26 protein-coding genes are annotated in these 24,526 nt (G+C 65.0%); 6 read left to right on the top strand and 20 right to left on the bottom strand.

Features of this window, described 5'->3' with window-relative positions:
- Position 1: 1 nt before the first annotated feature.
- Genes nifS through KBA48_RS19045 form a run of 3 tightly spaced genes read right to left on the bottom strand, consistent with a single transcriptional unit; the run spans position 2 to position 1,883 of the window.
- Positions 2-1,183, bottom strand: coding sequence for a cysteine desulfurase NifS (gene nifS / locus KBA48_RS19055; protein ID WP_292909266.1), 1,182 nt, complete (start codon positions 1,181-1,183; stop codon positions 2-4).
- Between the two features lie 44 nt (positions 1,184-1,227).
- On the bottom strand, positions 1,228-1,530 hold the full coding sequence (locus KBA48_RS19050) for a NifU family protein (RefSeq protein ID WP_292909264.1): 303 nt from the start codon (positions 1,528-1,530) through the stop codon (positions 1,228-1,230).
- 32 nt (positions 1,531-1,562) lie between these two features.
- A complete protein-coding gene (locus tag KBA48_RS19045) occupies positions 1,563-1,883 on the bottom strand; it encodes an iron-sulfur cluster assembly accessory protein (RefSeq protein ID WP_292909262.1) in 321 nt (106 codons plus the stop codon).
- Positions 1,884-2,182: 299 nt separating this feature from the next.
- On the opposite strand from KBA48_RS19045, the gene KBA48_RS19040 reads away from it, so the two are divergent.
- On the top strand, positions 2,183-2,773 hold the full coding sequence (locus tag KBA48_RS19040; RefSeq protein ID WP_292909260.1) for a hypothetical protein: 591 nt from the start codon (positions 2,183-2,185) through the stop codon (positions 2,771-2,773).
- Between the two features lie 28 nt (positions 2,774-2,801).
- Here KBA48_RS19040 and KBA48_RS19035 read toward each other — a convergent pair whose 3' ends face one another.
- The 11 genes from KBA48_RS19035 to nifH form a co-directional block, all read right to left on the bottom strand.
- The gene (locus tag KBA48_RS19035; protein ID WP_292909258.1) at positions 2,802-3,230 is read right to left on the bottom strand and encodes a Rieske 2Fe-2S domain-containing protein; all 429 of its coding nucleotides are present in this window, start codon (positions 3,228-3,230) and stop codon (positions 2,802-2,804) included.
- A 34-nt stretch (positions 3,231-3,264) separates the two neighbouring features.
- Positions 3,265-3,885, bottom strand: a complete 621-nt coding sequence (locus tag KBA48_RS19030; protein ID WP_292909256.1) for a nitrogen fixation protein NifQ — start codon at positions 3,883-3,885, stop codon at positions 3,265-3,267.
- A 7-nt stretch (positions 3,886-3,892) separates the two neighbouring features.
- Entirely contained in the window at positions 3,893-4,186 is a 294-nt protein-coding gene (fdxB, locus tag KBA48_RS19025; protein WP_292909254.1) for a ferredoxin III, nif-specific, read from the bottom strand.
- A gap of 29 nt (positions 4,187-4,215) precedes the next feature.
- On the bottom strand, positions 4,216-4,416 hold the full coding sequence (locus KBA48_RS19020) for a CCE_0567 family metalloprotein (RefSeq protein WP_292909252.1): 201 nt from the start codon (positions 4,414-4,416) through the stop codon (positions 4,216-4,218).
- 21 nt (positions 4,417-4,437) lie between these two features.
- Positions 4,438-4,908, bottom strand: coding sequence for a NifX-associated nitrogen fixation protein (locus KBA48_RS19015; protein ID WP_292909250.1), 471 nt, complete (start codon positions 4,906-4,908; stop codon positions 4,438-4,440).
- Between the two features lie 8 nt (positions 4,909-4,916).
- Positions 4,917-5,312, bottom strand: coding sequence for a nitrogen fixation protein NifX (gene nifX / locus KBA48_RS19010; RefSeq protein WP_292909248.1), 396 nt, complete (start codon positions 5,310-5,312; stop codon positions 4,917-4,919).
- Positions 5,309-6,703, bottom strand: coding sequence for a nitrogenase iron-molybdenum cofactor biosynthesis protein NifN (nifN, locus tag KBA48_RS19005; protein WP_292909246.1), 1,395 nt, complete (start codon positions 6,701-6,703; stop codon positions 5,309-5,311). Before nifN ends, nifX begins: the two co-directional genes overlap by 4 nt.
- Before the next feature lie 5 nt (positions 6,704-6,708).
- On the bottom strand, positions 6,709-8,154 hold the full coding sequence (nifE, locus tag KBA48_RS19000) for a nitrogenase iron-molybdenum cofactor biosynthesis protein NifE (RefSeq protein ID WP_292909244.1): 1,446 nt from the start codon (positions 8,152-8,154) through the stop codon (positions 6,709-6,711).
- Between the two features lie 78 nt (positions 8,155-8,232).
- Positions 8,233-9,792: a nitrogenase molybdenum-iron protein subunit beta gene (nifK, locus tag KBA48_RS18995; protein ID WP_292909242.1), complete on the bottom strand. Its 1,560-nt coding sequence runs from the start codon at positions 9,790-9,792 to the stop codon at positions 8,233-8,235.
- Positions 9,793-9,871: 79 nt separating this feature from the next.
- A complete protein-coding gene (gene nifD / locus KBA48_RS18990; protein ID WP_292909240.1) occupies positions 9,872-11,377 on the bottom strand; it encodes a nitrogenase molybdenum-iron protein alpha chain in 1,506 nt (501 codons plus the stop codon).
- A 71-nt stretch (positions 11,378-11,448) separates the two neighbouring features.
- Complete coding sequence (gene nifH / locus KBA48_RS18985) at positions 11,449-12,333, bottom strand: nitrogenase iron protein (protein WP_292909238.1); 885 nt, start codon at positions 12,331-12,333, stop codon at positions 11,449-11,451.
- 416 nt (positions 12,334-12,749) lie between these two features.
- Here nifH and KBA48_RS18980 point away from each other — a divergent pair, with 416 nt between their 5' ends.
- Together KBA48_RS18980 and KBA48_RS18975 are read left to right on the top strand one after the other, a co-directional pair.
- Positions 12,750-13,211 carry a response regulator gene (locus KBA48_RS18980; protein ID WP_292909236.1) on the top strand — a complete coding sequence of 154 codons (462 nt, stop codon included), beginning with the start codon at positions 12,750-12,752 and terminating at the stop codon, positions 13,209-13,211.
- Between the two features lie 196 nt (positions 13,212-13,407).
- Entirely contained in the window at positions 13,408-14,160 is a 753-nt protein-coding gene (locus tag KBA48_RS18975) for a hypothetical protein (protein ID WP_292909234.1), read from the top strand.
- Between the two features lie 441 nt (positions 14,161-14,601).
- Here KBA48_RS18975 and KBA48_RS18970 read toward each other — a convergent pair whose 3' ends face one another.
- From KBA48_RS18970 to KBA48_RS18945, 6 genes are all read right to left on the bottom strand, one after another.
- Positions 14,602-15,873 carry an AMP-binding protein gene (locus KBA48_RS18970; RefSeq protein WP_292909232.1) on the bottom strand — a complete coding sequence of 424 codons (1,272 nt, stop codon included), beginning with the start codon at positions 15,871-15,873 and terminating at the stop codon, positions 14,602-14,604.
- A 104-nt stretch (positions 15,874-15,977) separates the two neighbouring features.
- Positions 15,978-16,730: an SDR family NAD(P)-dependent oxidoreductase gene (locus tag KBA48_RS18965; protein WP_292909231.1), complete on the bottom strand. Its 753-nt coding sequence runs from the start codon at positions 16,728-16,730 to the stop codon at positions 15,978-15,980.
- Positions 16,727-17,878 (bottom strand): LLM class flavin-dependent oxidoreductase, encoded by a 1,152-nt coding sequence (locus KBA48_RS18960; RefSeq protein WP_292909230.1) that lies wholly within the window; start codon positions 17,876-17,878, stop codon positions 16,727-16,729. The genes KBA48_RS18965 and KBA48_RS18960 overlap by 4 nt, the downstream gene beginning before the upstream one ends.
- A 75-nt stretch (positions 17,879-17,953) precedes the next feature.
- On the bottom strand, positions 17,954-18,358 hold the full coding sequence (locus tag KBA48_RS18955) for a heme-binding protein (RefSeq protein ID WP_292909228.1): 405 nt from the start codon (positions 18,356-18,358) through the stop codon (positions 17,954-17,956).
- Positions 18,359-18,425: 67 nt separating this feature from the next.
- The gene (locus tag KBA48_RS18950; RefSeq protein WP_292909226.1) at positions 18,426-20,765 is read right to left on the bottom strand and encodes a TonB-dependent receptor; all 2,340 of its coding nucleotides are present in this window, start codon (positions 20,763-20,765) and stop codon (positions 18,426-18,428) included.
- A 127-nt stretch (positions 20,766-20,892) separates the two neighbouring features.
- The gene (locus KBA48_RS18945) at positions 20,893-21,540 is read right to left on the bottom strand and encodes a TetR/AcrR family transcriptional regulator (RefSeq protein ID WP_292909224.1); all 648 of its coding nucleotides are present in this window, start codon (positions 21,538-21,540) and stop codon (positions 20,893-20,895) included.
- 344 nt (positions 21,541-21,884) lie between these two features.
- Here KBA48_RS18945 and leuC point away from each other — a divergent pair, with 344 nt between their 5' ends.
- From leuC to KBA48_RS18930, 3 genes are all read left to right on the top strand, one after another.
- A complete protein-coding gene (gene leuC / locus KBA48_RS18940; RefSeq protein WP_292909222.1) occupies positions 21,885-23,309 on the top strand; it encodes a 3-isopropylmalate dehydratase large subunit in 1,425 nt (474 codons plus the stop codon).
- 4 nt (positions 23,310-23,313) lie between these two features.
- Positions 23,314-23,946 carry a 3-isopropylmalate dehydratase small subunit gene (leuD, locus tag KBA48_RS18935; RefSeq protein WP_292909220.1) on the top strand — a complete coding sequence of 211 codons (633 nt, stop codon included), beginning with the start codon at positions 23,314-23,316 and terminating at the stop codon, positions 23,944-23,946.
- Positions 23,943-24,526 (top strand): isocitrate lyase/PEP mutase family protein (locus KBA48_RS18930; RefSeq protein ID WP_292909218.1); only part of this gene is annotated, 584 nt, incomplete at its 3' end. The genes leuD and KBA48_RS18930, both read left to right, overlap by 4 nt.

Here is a 24,526-nt window from a genome sequence, read left to right as displayed (position 1 = left end):
CTCATGCGGGGACGGGCGCGTGGTCACGCCACAAGGGCGAACTCGCGCGCAGACGGGCGACGATCGGGGGCAATTCCTCCAGCACCCGGTGGATATCCGGGGTCGTTGTGTCACGCGACAGTGAGAAGCGAAGGGCGCCACGCGCCGCACTGGCGGGAACCCGCATGGCGCGCAGCACATGCGACGGTTCCATGGCGCCCGACGCACAGGCCGCGCCGGAGGAAACGGCGATGCCGACCCGGTCCAGCAGCAGCAGCAGCGCGTCACCATCCACATAATCAAAGGCGATGCAGCTTGTATTGGGCAGCCGGTGCTGAACATCGCCCAGCACGCGGGCCTGGCCGATGCGCTGCATCAGTCCCTGTTCCAGCTGGTCGCGCAGCGCGCCGACCCAGCCCTGTTCGACCTCCAGATACCGGGTTGCCAGGGCGGCGGCGGCACCAAGCCCGACAATGCCGGGCACATTCTCCGTCCCCGCCCGGCGTCCCCGCTCCTGCCGTCCGCCGCGCAGCAAGGGGCGCACCGCGACACCCTTGCGCACATAAAGGGCGCCGACCCCCTTGGGGCCATGCAGCTTGTGGGAAGACAGCGACAGCATGTCCACCGGCACCGATTTCAGATCGATGGGTACCCTGCCGGCGGCCTGGACGGCATCGGTGTGGAACAGCGCGCCGAAGGCATGGGCGCGCTCGGCCAGACGGGTGATGGGAAACAGGGTGCCCGTCTCGTTATTGGCCCACATGACCGAAACCAGGGCCGTGCGCGAGCCCACATATTCGTCGAACTGATCAAGGTCCAGCCGGCCCTGACTATCCACCTCCACCACCCGCAGGGTCACGCCGCGCGTCTTCGCCAGATGCGTGGCCAGTGACAGGATGGCCGGATGTTCAACGGCGGTGACAACGATCTCGTCCCGGTCGGGCTGGGTCTCCAGCGCCGACAGCAGGGCCATGTTGTTCGCCTCCGTCCCGCCGGAGGTGAAAATGATCTCCTGCTCCTGCGCGGCCCCCAGCAGGGCCTGAACCTGCCGCCGCGCCAGCCGCATCCCGTCCGCCGCCGCCGATCCGAACCTGTGGCTGGAAGAGGCATTGCCGAAATGCACGTCGAAATAGGGCAGCATGGTGCTGACCACTTCCGGGTCCGTGCGTGTCGTGGCGTTATTGTCCAGATAGACGGGCTGCATGGTGCTTCCCCTTTTCTGTCAGGGACGGGGGCAGTACGGGAAGGTCAGTGCGCCCCGGGTGCCCGTCCCATTACCGGGACCAGCCGCACGAAGGCGCCCAGGCGCTCGACGACGCGGGCCTGGATACCGTCCAGCGTGGCGCTGGACAGCCGGCACATGACACAGGCGCCCGTCAGCCGGACCTTGACGGTGTCGCCCTCCATGCCCAGCAATTCGCAGTCGCCGCCATCCCGGCGTAGGCCGGGGCGGATTTCTTCGATGGCGGCGCGGACGACCTGCAAGCGGGGATCTTCCGTCTCTGTGCCAGACGGCGGGGCCGTGTTGAACGCAATGTCGGGAGCAAGCATGGGGTGGCTCCTGTCAGAAGGGATGACGGTGATCAGCCGAACGACTTGCCGCAGCCGCAGCTGGACTTGGCGTTCGGGTTGTCGAAGGTGAAGCCGGACCCTTCCAGGGCCACGACGAAATCGATGGTGGTGCCTTCCAGCAGCGCGTGGCTGTTGGTGTCGACGAAGACCTTCACGCCATCCTGGTCGATGACCTTGTCTTCCGGCGCGGCCTCGCCCGCCAGACCCATCATGTATTTGTAGCCGGCACAGCCACCGGCATCGACGGCGATGCGCAAGCCACCGGCGGGGTTGGCGGCGCCGGCGATGGCGCTGCGGACGGCGTTCAAGGCGCTCGGGGTCAAGGTGATCATGGGAACAACCCTCTGTTGCCATTGTGAGGAAGATGGCTTCCATCACAGCAAAGGGCGTGCCACCACACAGTTCGTTGAAAAGCCTTGTCCTTTCCCTTCACCCCTGTCGTGTTTGTCGCGCTTCTGTCGCAAACCCGACAGGGGGAAACCAACGCAGGCCGGCCCGCAAATGCTGACAAATCCACATGTTGGCAGCCGATGCCCCCGCCCTTGCAAAACCGGCAGAGGGTTTGCAAGGGCGGGAATGACGCCCCTTTCCCGTGGGCTGTCCCTTGCTGTCAAACAGGAGCGTTGCGCCCATGACCACCATCGACAAGACCGCCCTTGCCCGCCTGGACCAGGACGGGCGCCTGTTCAACGCTGTGCTGAAGGGTCCGACCAGCCATCCGGGCCGTTTCGGCTTCCGTGGCGACATCGCCCTGAAGTTCCAGCCGCAGATCGCCGACGAGAAGCGCCCCCCGGATTTCTCGATGGAACAGGTCCTGACCGCCGCGCAGGAGGGGGAGGCCACCCTGCCCGTGCTGGCCGGCTACATCCATTCCTTCGCCTATCTGGAAACGGTGGCCGAGGTGCTGGGCGGCCTGCTGCGGCCCGACGGTCGCTACTTCATCTTCTGCAACAATATCGACCTGCTGGCCAGCTACCGGGTGGTGATCGACAACATCACCTACATGATCCTGCCCTGCGATGAATCCACCGTCTGGAAGGAGATGACGGACCTGATGGGCATCGACAAGAACGACATCAAGAAGCTGGATACGGGCGGCAAGCTGGATGTGGTGCTGGACGTGGCCGCCCGCTTTGATGCCACATATCCCTTCATCAGCTTCGCCGAAGGGGTGGCGCGCATGGAACCCGTGAAGAACCGCAACGCGAACCGGCCGGTGTGATGGTGACGGGGTGCGGGGGAAAACGCCCTCACACCCCTTCCGCCTCGCAGGCCAGTTCCGGTTCGTCATCTTCGGCCAGCGTCACGCCGGTGACGCAGATATCGCCGTCCAGCACGGTCAGCGCGACCGGCGTCAGGGATTGCCCCCGACAGGGACCATCGACGCAGGCGCCGGTGCCCAGATCGAACAGGGCACCATGCTTGCCGCACATCAGCCGCGTGCCGTCGGGGTCCAGGAACTGGTTGCGCTCCCAGTCCAGATGCACCCCGTCATGGGGGCAGCGATTGACATAGCCGACCACCTGCCGGCCCCAGCGCACGACAATGATGGTCCAGGGCCGGGTCCCCCCGTCCGCCTCCAGCCGCAGCAGGTGGAAGCCGCGTGCCTTGCGGCTGGGAATGTCGTCAAGCCGGCACAGCGCATAGGCGATGTCCGGCGGGTTCTGCGGCTGGGTCATGGAGTTGGACCCTCCCTTGCGGATGGCGATGTGGTCAGGCGGTGGCGCGCGGGCGGTCGGAACGGATATGGGCCAGCACCGCCTCCCCCTCCTCCGCGCCGAAACAATTGTCGAAATCCTCACAATCGGTACAGACAGGGGCCGTACACAGGCTGAACCCGTCTGCCCGGCAGATGGTGCGGTAGAGATATTTCTTCCATTTCATGTCCTGGCTGTTGCGCGCCGCCAGCAGGCCGAAATGCCGCATCATCAGTTGCGACAGTTCCCCCCGGCTGCGCAGGCCCAGATCCTGCCAGAGATGGTTGGGCCGGGTGCAGCGCCGCGCGATCATCGCCGACAGGCAGCGCTGCAACGCGGTGCCCCCGTCGGCATACATCCACAGCAGGTCGCGCACCGCCATCTCATCATCGCCCAGCACAGCCGGCCCCGGCAGCAGCGGCGCCAGGGCGGGAAAGGCATCGGGGAACAGCCGCTTGATCATTCCGGCCGCGGCGTCGCCATCCAGCCCCAGCCCCTCCGGCAGGCCGCCGCCATCGGCCACGGCCTCCGCCCAGGCCCGCGACAGGATGCAGGCGACGACATGCAGGTCGAACGGGTCGCAGGCCCCGTCGCAGGTCCGCGCCATCAGCCAGGGATAGGCGTCGCCTGCGCGCATCGTCCCCTCACGCCGCCACGGGTGAATGGACCTGGCAATTGGCCGGGCAGACACGGGCGCAGGCCCGGCAGCCGATGCAGGCACCGGCGTCGGCCATCACCATCACCTTCTTCTCGATTTCCTCATCGTCATCATCGTCAAGCGCGACCAGTTCCCCCTCCTCGTTCAGCCCCTTCAGCTCCATGACGCCACGGCCGCAGACCTTGAAGCAGCGCCCGCAGCCGATGCAGCGCTTGGCGTCGATGGCGATCAGGAAATCCGGCTGCCAGGACCGGCCGTCGCGGGTGAAGGGGGCGGACATCGGGGGTTCCTTTCAGGTTCTGCTGTATCTCAAGCGCTTTCCAGGGCCTTCAGGCTGGCGCGTTTGGCCTCCAGTTCGGCAAACGCGGCATAGGTTCGCTGCGCCACCTCCAGGATGGAGGCCCAGTTGACGGGCAGTTCCTCCGACAGGTCATGCAGGTCCATCTTGGCCTGCATGGCCTTGGCCGACAGCTTCTTGATCTCGGTCTTCAATGTGTCCATGTCGCTCATGGCCAATCCTCCGGCACCGGGTCAGTAGCGGGCGACATCGGGGAAGCGCCCGATCATCTCCACACCCTGCTGGACATATTTGGTCCCTTCCTCGGCCAGCTTGGCCAGGCTGTCGAAGCCGAAACGGTGAACGTCGCGCAACTGCTTGTTCACCACGATCAGCCGCCCGCCGATCAGCACCATGCGGCCAAAGCCCTCATGGCTCATCTTCAGCATGGGCGAGACCATCACGCCGGTTTCCAGCTCGATCGACAGGGCGATGGCGTTGAAGAACAGTTCCAGCCGCCAGATCGTCTCCGGATCGGGATCGCCCATGATCGGCAGCAGACGGCGCTTGGCCTTGTCGATGATATAGGGTTCCAGCAGGTCCAGGTCGGCCTTGCCGTCCCAGGTGCCATGGCTGTCCTGGGCGCGCCAGATCTTCACCAGTTGCCGGATGAAGGGCGATTGCGCGGCTGCCTGGTCAGGCGATAATTCTAAAACGTCCGTCATGGCGATCCTCAATCCTCGAAATCCAGTGTCCGGGCGGCACCCTTGCCCATGGCCTTGCGCAGCCAGGGCGGCGGCGTGCCGTTCAGCACGTCGCGCAGTTTCTCCAGCAGATCATCGATCGGCTCGGGCTGGTTGACCTTCATCGGGTGGATATTGTTGGCCACGACGCGCGCGGCACCCGACCCGCCGATGGCGGCGACATAAAGGATGGCGCAATCCTTGATCGCCTCGATCTTGGGCGCCAGCTTGTCCTCGTTGCCATCCTCCTGCAGGTCGCCAGCGAACTCCACCGCCTGCAAAAAGCGGTGGCCTTCGGGTTCCAGCTCATAGATGGCGATGTTGCGGGCCCAGCCGAAATGGGCATCCACCCGTTTCAGGTCCTGTGTGGCGAAGGCGACTTTCATGCGGCTTGCCCTTTCTGCTGTGCGCCATCGGTGGCGCCGTCCTCTTCCGTCAGCCGCCAGCTGTCGGGCGTGGGCTGATGGCTCTGCTCGGCATCGGCGATGACGAGGTTGCTGATGGCGAAGATCAGGTCGCGGACACCGCGATACCCGACCGTCAACAGGTGTCCGGCCCCCAGCCGGTCGAACATGGGAATGCCGACGCGGAAGAAGGGAATGCCCAGCCGCTCTGCCGCCTGGCGGCCATGGGAATGGGTGACCAGCAGGTCGCAGCCGCGTTCGCCGGCCAGCCGCTCCAGATCCTCCAGATCGCCGATCAGCACCTCTTCCGTGTCGATCCCGGACAGGATGGGGGAATGGGCCGTGGTCACCGCCACGCTGATTTCCGCCCCCATCTCGCGCAGCATGCCCGCGACATCGGCCAGCAGGTCGGGTTCGGCGGCAATGGCCAGCTTGCGCCCGCCAATATGGAAATGCCCGTCCAGCATGGCGTCGACCAACTGGCCACGTTGACGCCGGTATTTCGCGGGCACGGGCCGGCCGCTGGCGGCCGACAGGAACATGATGAATTCATCCATCGCCGCCAGCCCGCACAGGCGCGGGAACAGGCGGAACGGCACGCCTGCGCGCGTGCGCAGCGCTTCCGCCGCCGGGCGCATCTGCTCCCCGATGGCCACGGCCCAGGCGGCCTCGCCCAGGCTCGCCACCTCATCCACCCCGATGCCGCCGATGGTGGTGGGCGTGAAATCCTCCGGGATATGGCCGTCCAGCGATCCGGACAGGTCGGGCAGGAAGCTGGGCCGCAGGCCGAAATCCTCGATGATGGTGCGCAGTTCCTCCAGGTCGCCCGGCGTCAGGTGACAGCCCGGCAGCACGGCGATGCGGCCAGCATCGCGCACCGCACCGGGTTCCGGCACCCGCACCAGCCCTTCCACCATGCGCGTCACCGCCTTGGTCCAGCCATCCTGGAACGCGTCCTTGAAATCAGGCGTGGAGACATAGACCAGCGGCAGGCCGGCCAGCTCCGGGTGACGCTCCCGGACCAGGTGGATATAGCCTTCGACATCATCGCCCTTGGTCTCGGTGACGCCGGTTGAACAGATGCCGATGATTTCCGGCTTGGTGCGCTTGTGGATGTTGAGGATGGCCTGCTCGACATTCTCATAACCGCCCAGCACCGTGGCCACTTCGCTCATGGCCGTGGTCTGCAGCGGGATGGCCTCCTTGAAATGGCGGACGAACAGCACCAGCCCGAACGACGTGCAGCCTTGCGATCCGTGCAGCAGCGGCATGGCACCGCGCAAGCCCATGAAGGCCAGTGCCGCCCCGATGGGCTGGCTCATCTTCAGCGGGTTGACAGTGCAGGCCTTCTTGACATGGGTGACCTTGGCCATGGCCCCTACTCCGCCGCCAATTGGGGGGCGACGATTTCCGCCAGGGCGCGGGCCTGCCAGTTGTCGGCCGGGTCATCCCAGGGGGCGGGCCGGCGCACCTGTTCCCAGACAGGGTTGAACAGGGTCTTGGCGATCTCCCGCAGCAGGTCGACCATGCCGACATAGCCCATATAGGCGTGGTGGCGTTCCTGGTTGATGTCCAGCCAGGGCATGGCCGCCTTCAGCGCCACGAACTGCGACCGCCCGCCCGACAGCATGATGTCGGCCTTGGCGTCCTTCAGCATGCGGTACATTTCGCGCGGGGTCATGTCCTCGATCATGTGGGCGTCTTCGCCCATCAGTTCCTTGATGCGTTCCTTGTCTTCCTTGGTGGATTTCTTGACGCTGGTGCCGGCGATCTCCAGTCCCGCCTCCTGCAACGCCGCCACCACCGACCAGGATTTCACACCCCCGGTGATCAGCAGCACGCGCTTGCCGGCAAACAGCGGCTTGAAGGGGGCGATGCTGGCCCACGCCTTGGCCTCTTCACGCGCGATCAGCGCCTCGGTGCGGTCCAGCAGTTCGGCCGGCGCGCCGCGCGACACCAGCAGCCGCGCGATCTCGCGCAGGCTGTCGCTGGTATCGCCGATACCGTAGAAGGAACCTTCAAAGAAGGGGATGCCGTAGCGTTCCTCCATCTTGCGGGCGACATTGATCATGGCCTTGGAACAGACCATCATCGCCGCCTTCGCCCGATGCGACTGCGCCACTTCTCTGTAGCGCCCGTCGCCGGAAATGCAGGACAGGACGCGGATGCCCAGCGCATCCAGCAGCGGCTTCACCTGCCACAGCTCGCCGGACAGGTTATATTCGCCAATGATGTTGATGTCATAAGGCGTAGTGTATTCAGGCTCGACCGTACCGATCACATGGTCCAGCAGCGCCTCGCCAGCCAGCTTGTTGCCCAAATTCTTCGGCCCGACAAAGCCGGGGGCGTTGATGGGGATGACGGGCTTGCCGAACTTCGCCGACGCGGCCTTGGCAACGGCGTTGATGTCGTCGCCGGTCATGGCCGGGATACAGGTCTGATAGACGAAGACGGCCGGCGGGTCATATTTCTCGATGATCTCGCGGATGGCCTTGTAAAGCCGCTTCTCCCCGCCAAAGACGATGTCCGTCTCGTTGATGTCGGTGGTGAAGCCGGTGCGCCACAGGCTGGGACCCGACGATCTGGCCCCGCGATTGTCCCAGGAATTGCCCTCGCACGCGATGGGTCCATGGACAAGATGGGCGACATCGGTCAAGGGCTGCAGGGCGATCTTGGCCCCGTCAAAGGCACAGCCACCCGCCGCCCCGCCAGGTTGAAGCTGCTTGGTGCAGCCCTTCTTGCGTTCCTTCTCCGACTTGGCCGCGTTCTTGGCGCAGGCCGGTTCGTTGAACACTTCCTGGATGGTAGCGGACAAGGTGGTCATGCCTGTTCTCCTGGGCGGTCGCTTGGGTGGTGTGCGGCGCCCCCTGAATGAGAGCGCCGCAACGCGCGGGAGACGGGATCAGCGGATGATGTCGAAGCTGTAATCGCTCTTCGACGGGATGTTGGTATTGGCATCGAACGTGTCGAAGATCTTGTCCAGGATACGCACCAGCACATTCATGCCGCCATGATAGCCCCAGACGGGGTAACGGTGATGATGGTGCCGGTCGAAGATCGGGAAGCCGATGCGGATCAGCGGCGTGCCCGTATCGCGCTCCAGATATTTGCCGTAGGTATTGCCGATCAGGTAATCCACCGGCTCCGTGAACAGCAGCGAGCGCATGTGCCACAGGTCGCGGCCCGGATAGACCTTGCAGTTCTTCCCGAACGGCGAGCTGTCGAACAGACCCTGCATCTTCGCCGCCCAGCCCTTGCTGCCATTGGTGGCCAGCACATGCGTCGGCTCCGCGCCCAGTTCCAGCAGGAAGGCGGCCAGGCCCAGGCAAAGGTCGGGATCGCCATACAGCGCGAACTTCTTGCCATGGATGTGGGAGCTGCTGTCCGCCACCGCATCGACCAGCCGGCCGCGCTCCCGCGCCAGCGCGTCGGGGATTTCCTTACCGGTCAGACGGGCCACTTCCATCAGGAAACGGTCGGTGCCCGCCACCCCGATCGGATGGTTGAAAGAAACCGTCTCATGGCCATGGCCGGCGATGAAGGGCAGCGTCTTCTCCGTGCAATATTCCTGCATGGAGAGGGTGGCCTTGGCATGGACGGCGGCGGCGGCCTCTTCCAGCGTCGTGCCGCCGTCATACATGCGGAACTCGCCATCGGTGGGCGTGTCCCAGACATCGCTGTTGTCGCCCAGGATGGTGTATTCCACGCCCATCAGGTCGAAGATGCGCTTGACCTCGCGGATATTGCCGACGGTATAGCCGTCGAAACCGCCGATGAAGTTGATCTTGCCGTTGGGCTTGCGCTCCACCTTCGGGGCCGTGCCGGCCTTGCCGTCCCAGAAATGTTCCAGGATGCCCTTCAGCGCGTTGTCATAGCCCGTGACATGGCTGCCGACGAAGGCCGGCGTATGGGCGAACGGCACATCGAAGGCCTCGGGTACGGAGCCCTTTTCCTTGGCCGTCTTGATGAAGGCGTTCAGGTCATCGCCGATCACTTCCGCCATGCAGGTGGTGGAAACGGCGATCATCTTGGGCTTGTACATGGAATAGGTATTGGCCAGCCCGTCGATCATGTTGTTCAGGCCGCCGAACACCGCCGCATCCTCGGTCATGGAGGAGGAAACGCAGGAGGTCGGTTCCTTGAAATGACGGGAGAAATGGCTGCGGTAATAGGCAACGCAACCCTGGGAGCCATGGACGAAGGGCAGCGTGCCCTCGAACCCGACCGCCGCGAACACGGCACCCAGCGGCTGGCAGGCCTTGGCCGGATTGATGGTCAGCGCCTCACGGGCGAAGTTCTTTTCCTGGTATTCGGCCGTCTTGGCCCATTCCCGCACCCGCTCCACCTCGGCGGGATCGCGCCGGTTCTCGAACAGCTCGCGCTTGCTGGCCAGCATGCTCTGATATTCCGGACCACGGAACAGCTCGAAATGGTCGAGCACATTTTCAGCACTCTGCGTCATGATCTTAGACCCTTCCAAGGGATTATCCGGGACCGTCCCGTCCCCCCGGACAGGGGCGCCGGGACGGGGCGGAAGCCGCTTACTCGGCGGCCAGCAGGTGGGGTTTCGGCTTGGCCTTCCAGGGCGTCTCGGCCATCTTCCAGACCGGGGCGTTGATGGCCATGTCCATGTCGCGGGCGAAGATGGCAAAGCCGTCATAGCCGTGATAGGGGCCGGAATAGTCCCAGGAATGCATCTGGCGGAACGGTACGCCCATCTTCTGGAAAACGTACTTCTCCTTGATGCCGGACCCGACCAGATCGGGCTGGACCTTCTCGACGAACTTCTCGAACTCGTAGCCCGTCACGTCGTCATAGATCAGCGTGCCGTCCTTCACGTAATGCTGGGCCGTGCGCTGATAATCGTCGTTATGGCCGAACTCATAGCCCGTGCCGACCACTTCCATGCCCAGATCCTCATAGGCGCCGATGACATGGCGGGGGCGCAGACCGCCCACGAACAGCATCACCGTCTTGCCTTCCAGGCGCGGCCGGTACTTGGCGATGACATCGTCGACCAGGGCCTGATACTTGGCGATGACGCGCTCGGCCCCTTCCTTGATCTTGTCGTCGAAATAGCTGGCGATCTTGCGCAGCGATTCCGCGATCTTGCTGGGGCCGAAGAAGTTGTACTCGCACCAGGGGATGCCGTATTTCTCCTCCATGTGGCGGGAGATGTAGTTCATCGACCGGTAGCAGTGCAGCACATTCAGCTTGGCCTTGGGCGTGGCTTCCAGTTCGGCCAGCGTGCCGTCGCCCGACCATTGCGCGATGACGCGCAGGCCCATCTCTTCCAGCAGGATGCGCGACGACCAGGCGTCGCCGCCGATATTGTAATCGCCGATGATGGCGACGTCATAGGGCGTGGCCTCGAAGCCGGCCGGCGCATCCTTGCCCTGGGCCTTGTCGAACACCCAGTCGCGGATGGCGTCGTTGGCGATATGATGGCCCAGCGACTGGGACACACCACGAAACCCCTCGCAGCGCACGGGTACGATGGTCTTGCCCTCATATTCCTTGGATTTCACCTTGGACACGGCCTCGATATCGTCGCCGATCAGGCCGATCGGGCATTCCGACTGGATGGAAATGCCGTTATTCAGCGGGAACAGGTCCTGGATCTCGTCGATAATCTTGGCCAGCTTCTTGTCGCCGCCAAAGACGATGTCCTTTTCCTGGAAATCGGACGTGAACTGCATGGTCACGAACGTGTCGATACCGGTCGTGCCAATGTAGTAATTGCGACGCGCCGCCCAGGAATACTGGCCGCAGCCGACGGGGCCGTGGCTGATATGGATCATGTCCTTGATCGGTCCCCAGACCACGCCCTTGGAGCCGGCATAGGCGCAGCCACGGATGGTCATGACGCCGGGGATGGATTTCAGGTTCGATTTGACGCCGCAATCGGACTTGCCGGCCTCATGCACATTCAGGTGCTTGGCGCGGCGCTTCGCGGTCTTCTCCGGGTAAACCTGCAAGACCTCGTTGATCAGCTCCTTGTTGCGGGCCTTGATCTCCGCGACATTCTGCGTTTCCGACATGCTCATGTGACTGTCCTCATGTTACCCGGGAAGGGAGGGTCCGGCGGGACATGCCAGCCGGACCCGGGTTCCGCCGATCAGGCCAGTTCCAGCTGGGCGGCACTCTTGCCGACCTGGCTCTCGTCGATGGTCTTGATCACCCCATGCTCCATCAGCATGTCCTCAAGCTCGTCCATGGTAATGGGGGTGGGGATGACGCCATTGCCGGCATTGTTGTGGATGCGCCGGGCCAGTTCCCGGTAATGGTTGGCCTGTTCGGATTCCGGCGCATATTCCAGCACCGTCATGCGGCGCAGCTCGGCGTGCTGCACGATATTGTCGCGCGGCACGAAATAGATCAGCTGCGTGCCCAGCTTCTTGGCCAGGTTTTCCGCCAGCTCCAGCTCCTTGTCGGTCTGGCGCTCGTTGCAGATCAGGCCGCCCAGGCGCACGCCGCCGGACATGGCATATTTCAGGATGCCCTTGGAGATGTTGTTGGCCGCGTACATGGCCATCATCTCGCCGGACATGACGATATAGATCTCCTGCGCCTTGTTCTCGCGGATGGGCATGGCGAAACCGCCGCACACCACGTCGCCCAGCACGTCATAGGAGACATAGTCGATATCCTCGTAGGCGCCGTTCTCCTCCAGGAAGTTGATGGAGGTGATGACGCCGCGGCCGGCGCAGCCGACACCCGGCTCCGGACCACCGGATTCCACGCAGCGGATATCCTGGTAACCGACCTTCATCACGTCCTCGATCTCCAGGTCCTCGACGCTGCCGGCAGCGGCAGCGAGGGAGAGGATGGTGTCCTGGGCCTTGGCGTGCAGGATCAGACGTGTGCTGTCCGCCTTGGGGTCGCAGCCGACGATCAGGATGCGGTGCCCCATCTCGGCCAGCGCCGCCAGGGTATTCTGGGAGGTGGTGGACTTGCCGATGCCACCCTTGCCATAAAAAGCGATCTGTCGCAGAGCCGACATTGAGAGTTCTCCTTGAACCGATAGTTAAGCCGATTGCCAATGCCGCCCCGGCACCCGCCGGAACGATCCTCGTTCACAGAAGTTGGCTCAGCGGATGTCGGGAAGGAGCACATCGCTCGACAGCGCGTAGGCGTGTACTCAGCCCTCACTAGCCGAGCCGCACAGCAGCAACTCGCGTGCCAACCCGCAAAAAAACCTCAACATATTGATTTTGTTCACTATATGAGGAACAGGCCCCAACCGACAAAGATGTGTCGAACCCGACAGCCAATGTCAGCCTGTCGCAAATGGAACAAGCCCGCATCCGCCCGCCGCCGGGGCAAATCCAGGCTTCCCGGCACCCGTCGTGGACGGAACGGATTTTGCTTTGGCTTCCACCACTTCCCATGTCGGGAACGGGAACGGAGGACAAGGCGATGCAGATTGGTGTGGAAACAGCCAAGGCCGTGGACCAGCGTCGGGTCTTTGTCGTGGACGCGGACGAGATCACCAGGGCGGCCTTGCAGTTCATGCTGCATGACGAGATCGAAACCCACGAACTGGCCAGCCCGGAAGAGGCCTATGCCAAGGGTGTCGATTGGCTCCGTCCGGATCTGGTGCTGTTGGGCGTTTCCTTCATCGCGGAACGGGGGTCGGGCCTGGTGGGGGATTTCCAGCGCACCTTTCCCGGTGTGCGGCTGCTGATCACCTGTTCGGTAAAAGAAGAAGCGACGGCAATCACGGCGCTGGAAGCTGGCGCCCATGGGGCGTTGGTCAAGCCGCTGACACTGGAGAGCGTTCGGCGCAAGGTGGATACGGTGCTGGGCCGGGGTGGGGCGGCACCCCTGATCCAGTTGGGCGTTGCCGGCAGCGGGGCGGCGCGGGCCCGCCTTTCCTGATCCCGTTGTGACGCGCACCCGACCGGCGGGCGCACCCTCCATCCTGAAGGACCGGACCATGAATAACAGGCCCCTGTCCACGATCATCCATTCCGGTGAAAGCGCTGGCCGGGCGCCTTATGTCGTCATTCTCGGCACCAACGAGATTGCGTCGGCGGTGGCCGTGCGACTGCATAAACGGGGTTGCGGTGTCACCATGTCCCACGATCCGCTGCCCCCGGTCATACGCCGCAGGATGGCCTTCCATGATGCGCTCTTCGATGAGCCCGTCACATTGGCCGGCGTGGCGGCGGAGCGGATCGACAGCGGCGCTGAATTGCCGGCTTTCCTGTCGGCAAGGACCGCCGTGGCCATCACGGAACTTGGCCTGCTGGATCTGATCGTGGTGCGCAAGCTCGACCTGCTGATCGACGCCAGGATGCAGAAGCACCAGATCAGGCCGGACCTGCGTCATCTGGCCGGCTTCACCATCGGGCTGGGTCCGGGTTTCCAGGTGGACCGGAACTGCGACTTCGCCATCGAGACGATACCTGACAAAGCGGGCACCATCCTCCGCCACGGCTCCACGGAACCGGCCGACGGCACGTTCCGCACGCTGGCAGGCCGTGGGGGCGAGCGGTTTGTCTATTCGAGTATGCCGGGCCGCTGGCATACAGCGATCGACATAGGTTCCCGCGTGTTCCGCAACTATATCATCGGATATCTGGGCAACACTCCCGTCCAAGCGCCATTCGACGGTATTCTGCGCGGCGTGGTGCGCGACGGTACGGAGGTGCCTTCAGGCGTCAAACTTCTGGAGGTCGATCCGCGTGTACGTGGTGCCGTCTGGACCGGCATCGACGACCGTGCATATGGCATTGCGATCGCCGTCGAAAAGGCACTGGATCTACACCGGGAAACCCGTGTGGCAGCGATCAGAAGCCGAAAATCTGCAATGACCGAACCGTGATCCCCCGGCCCAGGCCGACAGAGGTGAGAGTTGGCCCAGACTTGCCCCGCTTGTGGACCGCCCGGCTGGAAAGTTTCCGGGGGGATTTGCTCTGGGCAGAGCGGCCGCATCTTGGCGGTTCATCAACGCGATCGGCGCTTTGTGACCGATCGCGCTGCGCCAGACTGTCCGACCGCCCGTCGAAGTGATGGTCGTTCATCGATGCGCATCGCGTGCGCACGGGGTGGGGCCAATCTTGCCGAGGTTCTGCCGATCGCCCCATCCATATACTACAATCATCTTGCCGACGGTCCGGTCCGGAACGGGCGACCGGAGATCCGCCGTGTGTTCGAGGAGAACTGGTGGGCACCATGCCGCCGCCGGAGCCGACCTCCAGAAGGTCGCAAACAGGACGTTCCTGCGCCGATACCTGGCTTTCCATGGTTCCCTCCAACCTTCCGTTCACCGGTCTTGTCTTAGATCCCGCACATGCGACGCCTTGCCCTGCGAGCGGGCGAGACTGCCCGGCGGGCACAGCGATATCCGCGCCGTGACGCCGATATTCTCCTTGATGAGGCCGGCCAGCACCGCCGCCTGGCTTTCAGCCCGCGCGGTATCGGCCCCCGGTCGCGGCTCGACCTGGACCATGATCTCGTCCATGCGCTGCGGCCGTGTGATCTCCATGACGAAATGCGGAGTGAAGGCATCGCATTTCAGCAACTGCTCCTCGACCTGGGTGGGAAAGACATTCACACCGCGGATGATCAGCATGTCGTCGGACCGACCGACGATCCTGGCCAAGCGGCGATAGGGCAGCCTGTCGGCCGGCAGCAGCCGCGTCAGGTCGCGCGTGCGGTAGCGGATGATGGGAAAGGCCTGCTTAGACAGCGAGGTCAGGACCAACTCACCCTCGGCCCCATCCGGCAGGGGCTCGCCCGTCTGCGGATCGACAATCTCCGGCAGGAAATGATCCTCCCAGAGGGTAAGGCCGAGGGTGCCCGGCACCTCCTGCGCCACGCCCGGCCCCATCACCTCCGACAGGCCGTAGATGTCGGCGGCGGTCAGACCGAAGGCGGTTTCGATCTCCCGACGCATGGGTTCCGACCAGGGCTCGGCCCCGAAGATGCCGACGCGCAGCGAAGAACTGCGTGGGTCGATGCCTTGTCGGCGGAACTCGTCCAGAATGGCCAGCATGTAGCTGGGCGTCACCATGATGATCTCCGGCCGGAAATCCTGGATCAGCTTCACCTGCTTCTCGGTCTGCCCGCCCGACATGGGGATGACGGCGCAACCCAGCGCCTCCGCTCCGTAATGGGCGCCCAGCCCGCCCGTGAACAGCCCATAACCGTATGCGATGTGGGCTCGCATTCCCGCCCGCCCGCCCGCCGCATGGATGGAACGCGCGACCAACGCCGTCCATGTGTCGATGTCCTGCTTTGTATAACCGACAACGGTCGGCGCACCGGTCGTGCCGGAGGAGGCATGGATACGCGCAACCTCAGCTTCCGGCACCGCGAACAGGCCGAACGGATATGCCGCCCGCAGGTCGCTCTTCGTCGTGAAGGGCAGGCGCGCCACATCCGACAGGCTGCGGATGTCCGTGGGCTCCACCCCCTTCGACGCGCAGGCTGCTCGGAAGGACGCAACGTTGCGCCAGGTATGTTCGACGGTCCAGCGCAGGCGCTGCAACTGGAGACGCCGTAGTTCTTCGATGGACCGGGGACCGTAATCCATGTCCTTGACCTTTCCTGATCAGATGCGCCACGGGCGCAACCGGCCGCCTTCGGGGAAGAGCCTTCGCCCCCGCTCACCCGGCGCCGCTCACACGAGAAGGGTGCTCAGTTCATGAAACCGCCATCGGCCGACAGGACGGCACCCGTGACGTAGGAGGCGGCGTCTCCGGCCAGAAACGCGATGGCTTTCGCGATCTCCTTGGGATGGCCCAGCCGCTTCACCACGGTGCGGTCAATCATCTCCCGCATGATCTGATCCTTCATGGGATGGCCCCGCAGGTAATTGTGGGGCATGTCCGTGTCCAGGGGACCGGGGCAGATGGCGTTGACCCGAATGCCGGGGCCCAATTCCAAAGCCGCGATTTGCGTCAGGGTCAGCAACCCTGCTTTGGCGATGGAATAGGCAGCCGTGTTCGCCGTCGGCTTCTGCGCCGCGGAGGAGGAGACGTTCACGATGGCGCCCTGCCCTTGCATCAGGGGGGCGATCGCGCGGATCATCAGGAAGGCCGACTTGCAGTTCACCTTCTGCACCCGGTCCCATTCATTGGCATCGGCGCCCAGGATGGGGGCGAAGCTGAGGATGCCGGCATTGTTGATCAGCACATCCGCCCGCCCATACTGCATGCGGATATGCTGGCCCAGTGTGGAGACCTGCAGAGCGCTGGTGACGTCCACGGCGCGGAACCGGACATCCAGCCCGCGCTGGCGGAAACCGCCCTCCACCGATCCGTCCTTGTCCTTGCGGCGGTCGACGGCGACGACACGCGCACCGGCCGCCCCGAACAGCTCACAGATCTCCAGTCCGATGCCGCCCATGCCGCCGGAAACGACGACGACCTTGTCCGCGAAGTCCATCATGCATCCGCTCCGGTCCTGGCCGGCAGACGCAGTCCGGCATGCTCCATCAGGGGCAGGATATTGCCGATAAAGTCCGGCAGGCCCCGCTCGTGATCCATCCAGGTTAGGCAGAGCCCGTCAACACCCGCCTCCGCCAGGGCGCCGATCTTGTCGGCGATCTCCTGGTAGGAGCCAACTAGCGGATAGCCGCCGATATGGGCCGCGACGTGGCGCAGCATGACGGCCTTCTGCTCGTCGGGCATGTTTGTGCCCCCCATCATCAGCTTGGTGAAGTTCTCCACCGCTTCCTTGTCGATCAAGTCACCGCTGTAGTGCTGCACATAGGCGCGCGCCGCCTCCGACGTGGGCGCGCCTGCGATGCTGGTGGCGACCCAGACCTGCATGTCACGCCCCTGCTCGGCGGCCTTAGCCTTCAGCGCTGTCACCTGCTCCACCGCGCTCTGCGGCTTGTCCGGGTTGGGAGAGATGAAGGCGATGTCGGCCCAGCGGGCGGCGAAGGCGTGGCCGGTGGCGGAGAAGGCGGCGTTCATCAGGGGCGGGCGCGGCGTCTGCACCGATTTCGGCAACTGGAACCCGCCCTCGACAGTCATGTACTTGCCATGCAGATCGAAAGGCTCGTCCAGCGTCCACAGCTTGGTCAACGCCTCCATCCATTCGGCACCCTGGGCATAGCGCTCGGCATGGCCCAGGGCGCCGACGCCGAACATCTTCATCTCCGTCTCCATCCAACCGGCCACGACATTCATCACGGCGCGGCCGTTGGAGATGTGATCGATGGTCGACACCTGCTTGGCAGCTGCCACCACCGGCATCGTCATCATGTTGACGGTGCAGACCAGCGCAATGCGGCTGGTAACGGCGGCCAGGCCGGCGGCCCAGGTGAAGGTTTCGAAGCTCTCGCCCCAGGGGTTGGTGGCACCGCCGAAGCCGCGCCAGCGGGCGAATGGCACGGCGGCCTCAATGCCCGCATCCTCGGCCATGCGGACCAGGCGCACATTCTGCGGCCAACTGATGCGATGGCGGTCGGGCGATGTCGTGATGGCCCCGGCACTCGACACGTTGAGCCCGAAGACGCCCAGCTTCATCTTGTTCCGGCTGAACAGGGGACCGGTGGTCGCACAATCATGGCGATCGGCGGGTTTGCTCATGGCTGACTACTCCCATGGTGGCAGTGAAGGGGGGCCGGCGCCAGGGACTGTGCCGGCAGGGCCCGGTAAGGCGTGTCAGTCTTGCGACAGACGGCCCACCACGGTTTCCGCGATGGCATGATCCTGAGAATAATGCGCGCCGGCAATGCCGACCGCGCCCACCGGCTGGCCATCCAGGGTGATTGGCATGCCACCGGGCAGGATGGACAGGCTCGTCTCGCCCATCACCGAGGACAGTAGAACCTGGTCGCCCTTCACCATCTCCAGTACGGCGAGCGTGGGCGCACCAAAGCTGGCCGAGGCCACGGCCTTGCGCTCGGCCACGGCCAGGTTGATGAAGCCGGCCGCCTCGCTGCGGCCCGAGGCGACGACGCGGCCGGCGCGGTCGACGACGACGACCGCCACATTCACGCCCTGGCCGGCGCCGGCCTTGACGGCATTGCTGACGATGGTTTGCGCAATATCGAAGGTAAGCGACATTCTGGTCTCCATGGGAAGGCTGGTCTCAGGTTTGGAAGCGTTGGCCCGTTTGCGTTTGCCGGCCATGTCACTGGAACCGGTAGCGCAGGGTCACGCCATAGGTGGCGGGAGCGCCGGCGAAGCGGGTGGTGAAGTCGGAATTGCGGGACACGCCGCCGACATAGAACCGGTTGGTGATGTTCCGGCCCCATAGCTCAAGCCGCCAGCGCGCATCATCCGCCTCGATCCCGGCGCGCAGGTCGATCAGCGCGTAGCCGCCGATCTTCAGCTTGTCCTCCAGCGCGGCGACAGCCGGATCGCCGCTGAGCAGGGTGCCCGTGGTGCCGCTGCGGGCGGTCAGCGTGCCGCCGATGAAGCCGTCGAACCCGTCGAAGGCCGGGAAGTTGTATTGTGTGTCGAGGCTGCCCTGCCAGCGCGGCGTGTAGGGGAAGCGCTGGCCCACGAAATCGGCCGGCGTGCCGAAGGGGCCGGTGGGATTGATCGGGTTGCGGTCGACGCGCGTGTCGACATAGGTCCCGCTGGCCGCGATGACCAGCCCATCCACCGGCCGCAGGGTGGCCGTTACCTCCCCGCCCTGAATATGGTTCTTGGGGATGGACACCAGGCTGGGCAGCGGCCCGAACACGGGATCGACCAGAAAGCCGACAAGCTGCTTGTCATCGTAGCGGCTGTAGAATGCCGCCGCCTCCACCTGCAGGGCGCGGCCGAAGGACAGCTTGGTCCCGGCCTCGAACGCCAGCACGGATTCCTGCGGCACGGGGGTGAACTGCACGGAGGAGGAGGCCGGCAGGGTCGGGAAGCTGCCCGACTTGTAGCCCTTGGTCACGTTGGCATAGATCAGGCTGTTGCCGTCGACATTCCAATTCAAGCTGCCGCGCCAGGACAGGTTGTCCTCGTTCAGCGTGCCGGTGACCAGGGGCAGCGGCGCGCCGGCCGGGCCCAGCGTCCCGCAGCCGCCCAGCGGGACCGTCTGCGGCTGGCCGCTGATCAGCGTGCCCAGCAGCCCCAGGGCGGCCGAGATCTGGCCGTTGCCGGTATCACGGACACAGCCACCGAAGTCGCGGTCCTGGTCGGTATAGCGCACGGACCCCTGCAGCACGAGACTGTCCGCCAGTGGTACGTCGAGGCTGCCGAAGACGCCCTTCGACTTGATCTCCTGGTCATTGTCGACGAATAACTCGTCGAAGACGACGGGACCGACGGTCGTGCCCGACGTGATCAGCGGATTGAGTTCCAACCGCTCGAAGACGCTGTCATCCTGGTAATTGGCGCCGACCATCCAGCGCACGCCCTCGCCCGCCGTGCCGTTCAGGCGCAGTTCCTGGGAGAAGGTGCGAACGCGGCCCCGGTCGTCGCTGCGTCCCGACGGGTAGGTCGTGCCATCGAGGTCGAGCGGGATGCTTTGCCGGTAGTGCGCATAGGCGGAGAGCGACGACAGGGAGATATCCTCAGTCAGGTCGGCATCGATCCGGCCGGCGATCTGGTAGAGCCGGTCGTCGCGGGCGAAATCGACACCCGGATCCCAGGCGGCAGCGCGCGGGTTGTCGGATCCCGTGGGAAATGTGGCCAGCGGGAACGGCACAGGCCGGGCCGCCGGGCCCGTCACCAGCGGCGTATAGGCCACCGTCTGGGGCTGCTGTGTGTCGGACTTGTCGCGCCATCCGGACAGGACCAGCTCGGCGCGGATAGCGTCGGTCGCCTCCCAGTCCAGCGTGGCGCGGCCGTTGATGAAGCGACGCTGACCGATACTCTCGCCGTTGGTGTATCCCCGCTGCCAGTCATCCTGGCGCTCCCCCCGCACGGCCAGCCGGCCCGTCAGCGTGGGCGCGAGGGTGCCGCTGATGAAGGCCTCGCCCGTCAGCGCGTTAAAGCGGCCAAAGGACGCTTCCGCCCCCACCTGCAGGTCATCGGTCGGCTTGGCCGCGATGTAGTTGATGGCGCCGCCCGTGGAATTCTGCCCGAACAGGGTTCCCTGCGGGCCCTTCAGCACCTCCACCCGTTCCAGGTCCAGCATGGCGCCGCGCGTCATTGCAGAAAATGGCAGGGGCTGCTGGTCGACATAGACGGACACGCCGGGGCTGACGCCCAGCGTGGTGTCGTTGAAGCCGATGCCACGCAGGAAGAAGACCGGCAGGCCATAGACGGTGCGCTGGAAGGTGAAGCCGGGCACCAGCTTGTCCAACTGCTCGGCGTTGGTGATGCCCTGCTGCTTCAACTGGTCGCCTGTGGCGGCACTGATCGACATCGGCACGTCGCGCAACCGTTCAGAGCGCTTCTGGGCGGTGACGATAATTTCCACCAGTTCGTCGGTGCTGGTTGCGGGCGCGTTCTGGGCCACGACCGATGCGCTGGACGCCAAAAGCACCCCAACGATCAAGCCGCCCACACTGCTGCGGTGATGCGTCATGTTTCCTCCCGATGTCCGGCTGACGGCCGAATCTGTGTTGGGAGGATTTATGAATGATCTCTCATGAAACCACAACAGGTTTTATGAGAGACATCTCGTAAAACTACGACCAAGGTCGACGGGACTGTCACGCATCCGCAAACTTCGCCTGGAAATAGGATTTCATGATCAGGGCGATCTCGTCCCTGACGTCCTGAAGCGACCCCGCTCCCCGCCGGTGCAGCGCATAGGCGGATTTCAGGATCTGCAAGGCGACGATGGCGACCAGCCGATGCCGCTCGTCCGGTTCCTCCCCGGCCGCGGCGGCGACTAGCTTCATCAGTTCCACCTCGAACTCGCCCTGGGAATTGGGGCGGAGATGGACCTGGGCCTGAGCTTCGTCCAGCGTGGCGAAGGCGGGATGACGGCCGATGCATTCCAGGGTCGCCGCGATCAGACCATCCGCGAAGGCGGGCCAGTTCCCACGCGGTACCTTCATGCAGGCCTCCCGCCATGCCTGCTGCAGGTCGGCGGCGTAACGATCCACCAGGGCGCCGCCGATTGCGACCTTGCTGGGAAAGAACTGGTAGAGCGACCCCACGGGGGCGCCCGCGCGTTGCGCGATGGCGTTCATCGAGGTCGCGCCATAGCCGATTTCCGCGAACAACTGCTCGGCCGCCGCCAGCAGAGTCTCCACCCGCTTCACCCCCCTGCTGCGCCGGGGAGCCTTTGCCTGCAATGGCTGGTCCGCGCCGTCCGCAACCGGAACGGCCGGCGTTTCCGTCGTGTCCTTCATCCCCATCCCCATGCAGGCGCGCTGCGACATGTCATGCGTATGGCCACAGCTATTCGCCAAAGCGCCGTCCGGTCAATGCCAAGGACGGGGGAAATCGTCCGGGGAAGGCGAAAATAATCTCCCGGCAGCACGGCGAACGTCGCTTGACAGTCAGATTGTATACACGCATACATATCCGGACCTGCGGATGGCCGTCATGGCATCCCTTCACGGCCCGGCACCCGCCCACCGGTATTCCCGGACAGCCCACACCATTCCCTTGGTCGGGATAGGGCGCGGACAGCCTGGCCGCTTTCCCCCTTCGCACCGCCCCCCTCTCCCGGCCCCTAACCGGAGTCGCCCCCATGCCAAGAACATTCTTCGAGAAAATCTGGGATGATCACGTCGTCGCCGATCTTGGCGACGGCGCCTTTCTCATCCATATTGACCGCCATTTCCTGAACGAGGTCAGCGGGGCGGTATCGCTGAAGGAGATCGACAACCGCGGGCGCACGGTACGCAACCCGGAACTGACCTTCGGCACCGTCGACCATGTGCTGGAAACCGTGCCCGGCCGCGGCATGACCACGCGCATGCCGGGCGGCAACGACTTCCTGCGGGAATTCGCCCAACGGATCGGGCCGCACGGCATCCGCTTCTTCGGCCTGGACGACCCCCGCCAGGGCATCGTGCATGTCATCGCGCCGGAACTGGGTGCCATCCTGCCCGGCATGACCTTCATCTGCGGCGACAGCCATACCTGCACGGTGGGCGCCGTCGGCGCCTTCGCCTGGGGCGTGGGGTCGAGCGACAGCGAGCATGCGCTGGTCACCCAGACAGCCATCCTGACCAAGCCCAGGACGCTGCGCGTCAATTTCACGGGCACGTTGGCGCCCGGCGTGCATGCCAAGGACATGATCCTGGCGCTGATCGCCAAGTACACGGCCGATGGCGGCACCGGCTATGCCATCGAGTTCGCGGGCGAGGCCGTGCGGTCGCTGCCCATGGACGGGCGGCTGACGCTGTGCAACATGGCCGTGGAATTCGGCGGCCGCACCGGCATGGTAGCCCCGGACGAGATCACCTTCGCCTATCTGAAGGACCGCGAATTCTCGCCCAGGGGGGCCGACTGGGACGCCGCCGTCGCTTACTGGCGCACGCTGGCCAGCGACCCGGACGCCATCTATGACCGGGAATACACGCTGGACTGTTCCACGCTGGAACCGCAGGTGACCTGGGGCACCAGCCCCGAACACAGCATTGCGATCGGCGGCACGATGCCGGACCCGCAGGCGGCAGCCGACCCCATCGCCCGCGATTCCCGCCAGCGCGCCGCCAATTACGTGGAGATCGCGCCCGGTGACAATGTGAAGGGACTGCCCATCAGCGGCGCCTTCATCGGTTCCTGCACCAACAGCCGCATCGACGATTTGCGGGCCGCCGCCGCCATCCTGAGGGGCCGCAAGGTGGCCGACGGGGTCACGGCCATCTGCGTCCCCGGCTCCACCGCCACCAAGCGGCAGGCAGAGGCGGAGGGGCTGGACCGGATCTTCCGGGAAGCCGGGTTCGAGTGGCGTGAAGCCGGCTGCTCCTTGTGCATGAGCGGGGCGACGGGGGGGGAGAGCTTTCCCCGCGATGCCCGCGTCATCGCCTCCACCAACCGCAATTTCGAGGACCGGCAGGGTCCGCATGTCCGCTCGCACCTAGCCAGCCCCGTAACCGTGGCCGCCTCCGCCATCGCCGGCCGCATCGCCGACGCGCGGGACCTTGCCGCGCCCGAAGGGAACTGATCCCATGAACATGAAGCCTTTCGTCATCGAGACCGGCGTCGCCGCCGCCCTGATGCGCAACAATATCGACACCGACCAGATCACGCCGGGCCATACCGGCATGAAAGTGCAGAAAACGGGGTTCGGCGAGGGCCTGTTCTTCAACTGGCGCTACCTGTCCGGCGGGGGGGAGAACCCTGACTTCATCCTGAACCGGCCGCCGTTCCGCGAGACCAGGTTCCTGCTGGCCGGCACCAATTTCGGCTGCGGCAGCTCGCGGGAGTTTGCCGTCTGGGCGCTCCGCGATTTCGGCATCCGTGCCGTTATCGCCCCCAGCTTCGGCGCCATCTTCGCCAGCAACTGCTACATGAACGGCGTGGCGCCCATCGCCCTGCCGGAAGACGCGGTGAGCCTCCTGGCGGCGGAGATCACGCCGGAGGCCTACACCATGACGGTCGACCTGTCGCGGCAGGTCATCCTGTCGCCTTCGAGCCAGGAATACAGCTTCCACATCCCGGACCTGCAGCGTGAAAGGCTGCTGGAAGGGCTGGACGCCATCGACGCGACCCGCAGGCGCGAGCCACAGATCGCGGCCTTCCAGGCCGCCGACGCCCTGCGCCGCCCCTGGGTCTATAAAGTGGAAGGAAGGATGGCATGACCCGCTTCACCCCCCTGTCGGACCTGTTGGCTCGCGAACACCCGCTGGTGCTGCCGGTGGCGCATGACGCCCTGTCTGCCCGCATGATCGAGCGCGCCGGCTTCGCCGCCGCCGCCATCGGCGGCTTCGGCGTCATCGGCTGCCGCATTGGCCTGCCCGACCTGGGCCTGGCCAGCTTCGGCGAGATCAGCGCCGCCGTCCGCGACATCGCCGGCGCCACCGACCTGCCGCTGATCGTCGATGGCGACGACGGCTATGGCGACGTCAAGAACGTGGTGCGCACCGTGCGTACCTATGAGGAGATGGGCATCAGCGCCCTGGTGCTGGAGGATCAGGTCAGCCCCAAGAAATGCGGCCATGCCGCCGTGACCCGGGAGGTGGTGCCGGTAACGGTGGCGGAAAAAAAGATCGCGGCGGCCGTGGCGGCCCGGCGGCGGCCGGACCTGGCCATCGTCGCCCGCACCGACGCCCGGCTGGTGGAAGGGCTGGACGCCGCCATCGAGCGCGGCCACCGCTACATCGCACAGGGGGCAGACGCGCTGTTCGTGGAGGCGCCGACATCGGTGGAGGAACTGGAGCG

Source organism: Niveispirillum sp. (genome assembly GCF_017996735.1).
Classification (GTDB): Bacteria; Pseudomonadota; Alphaproteobacteria; order Azospirillales; family Azospirillaceae; genus Niveispirillum.
This window is presented reverse-complemented; position numbering and strand designations above follow the sequence as displayed.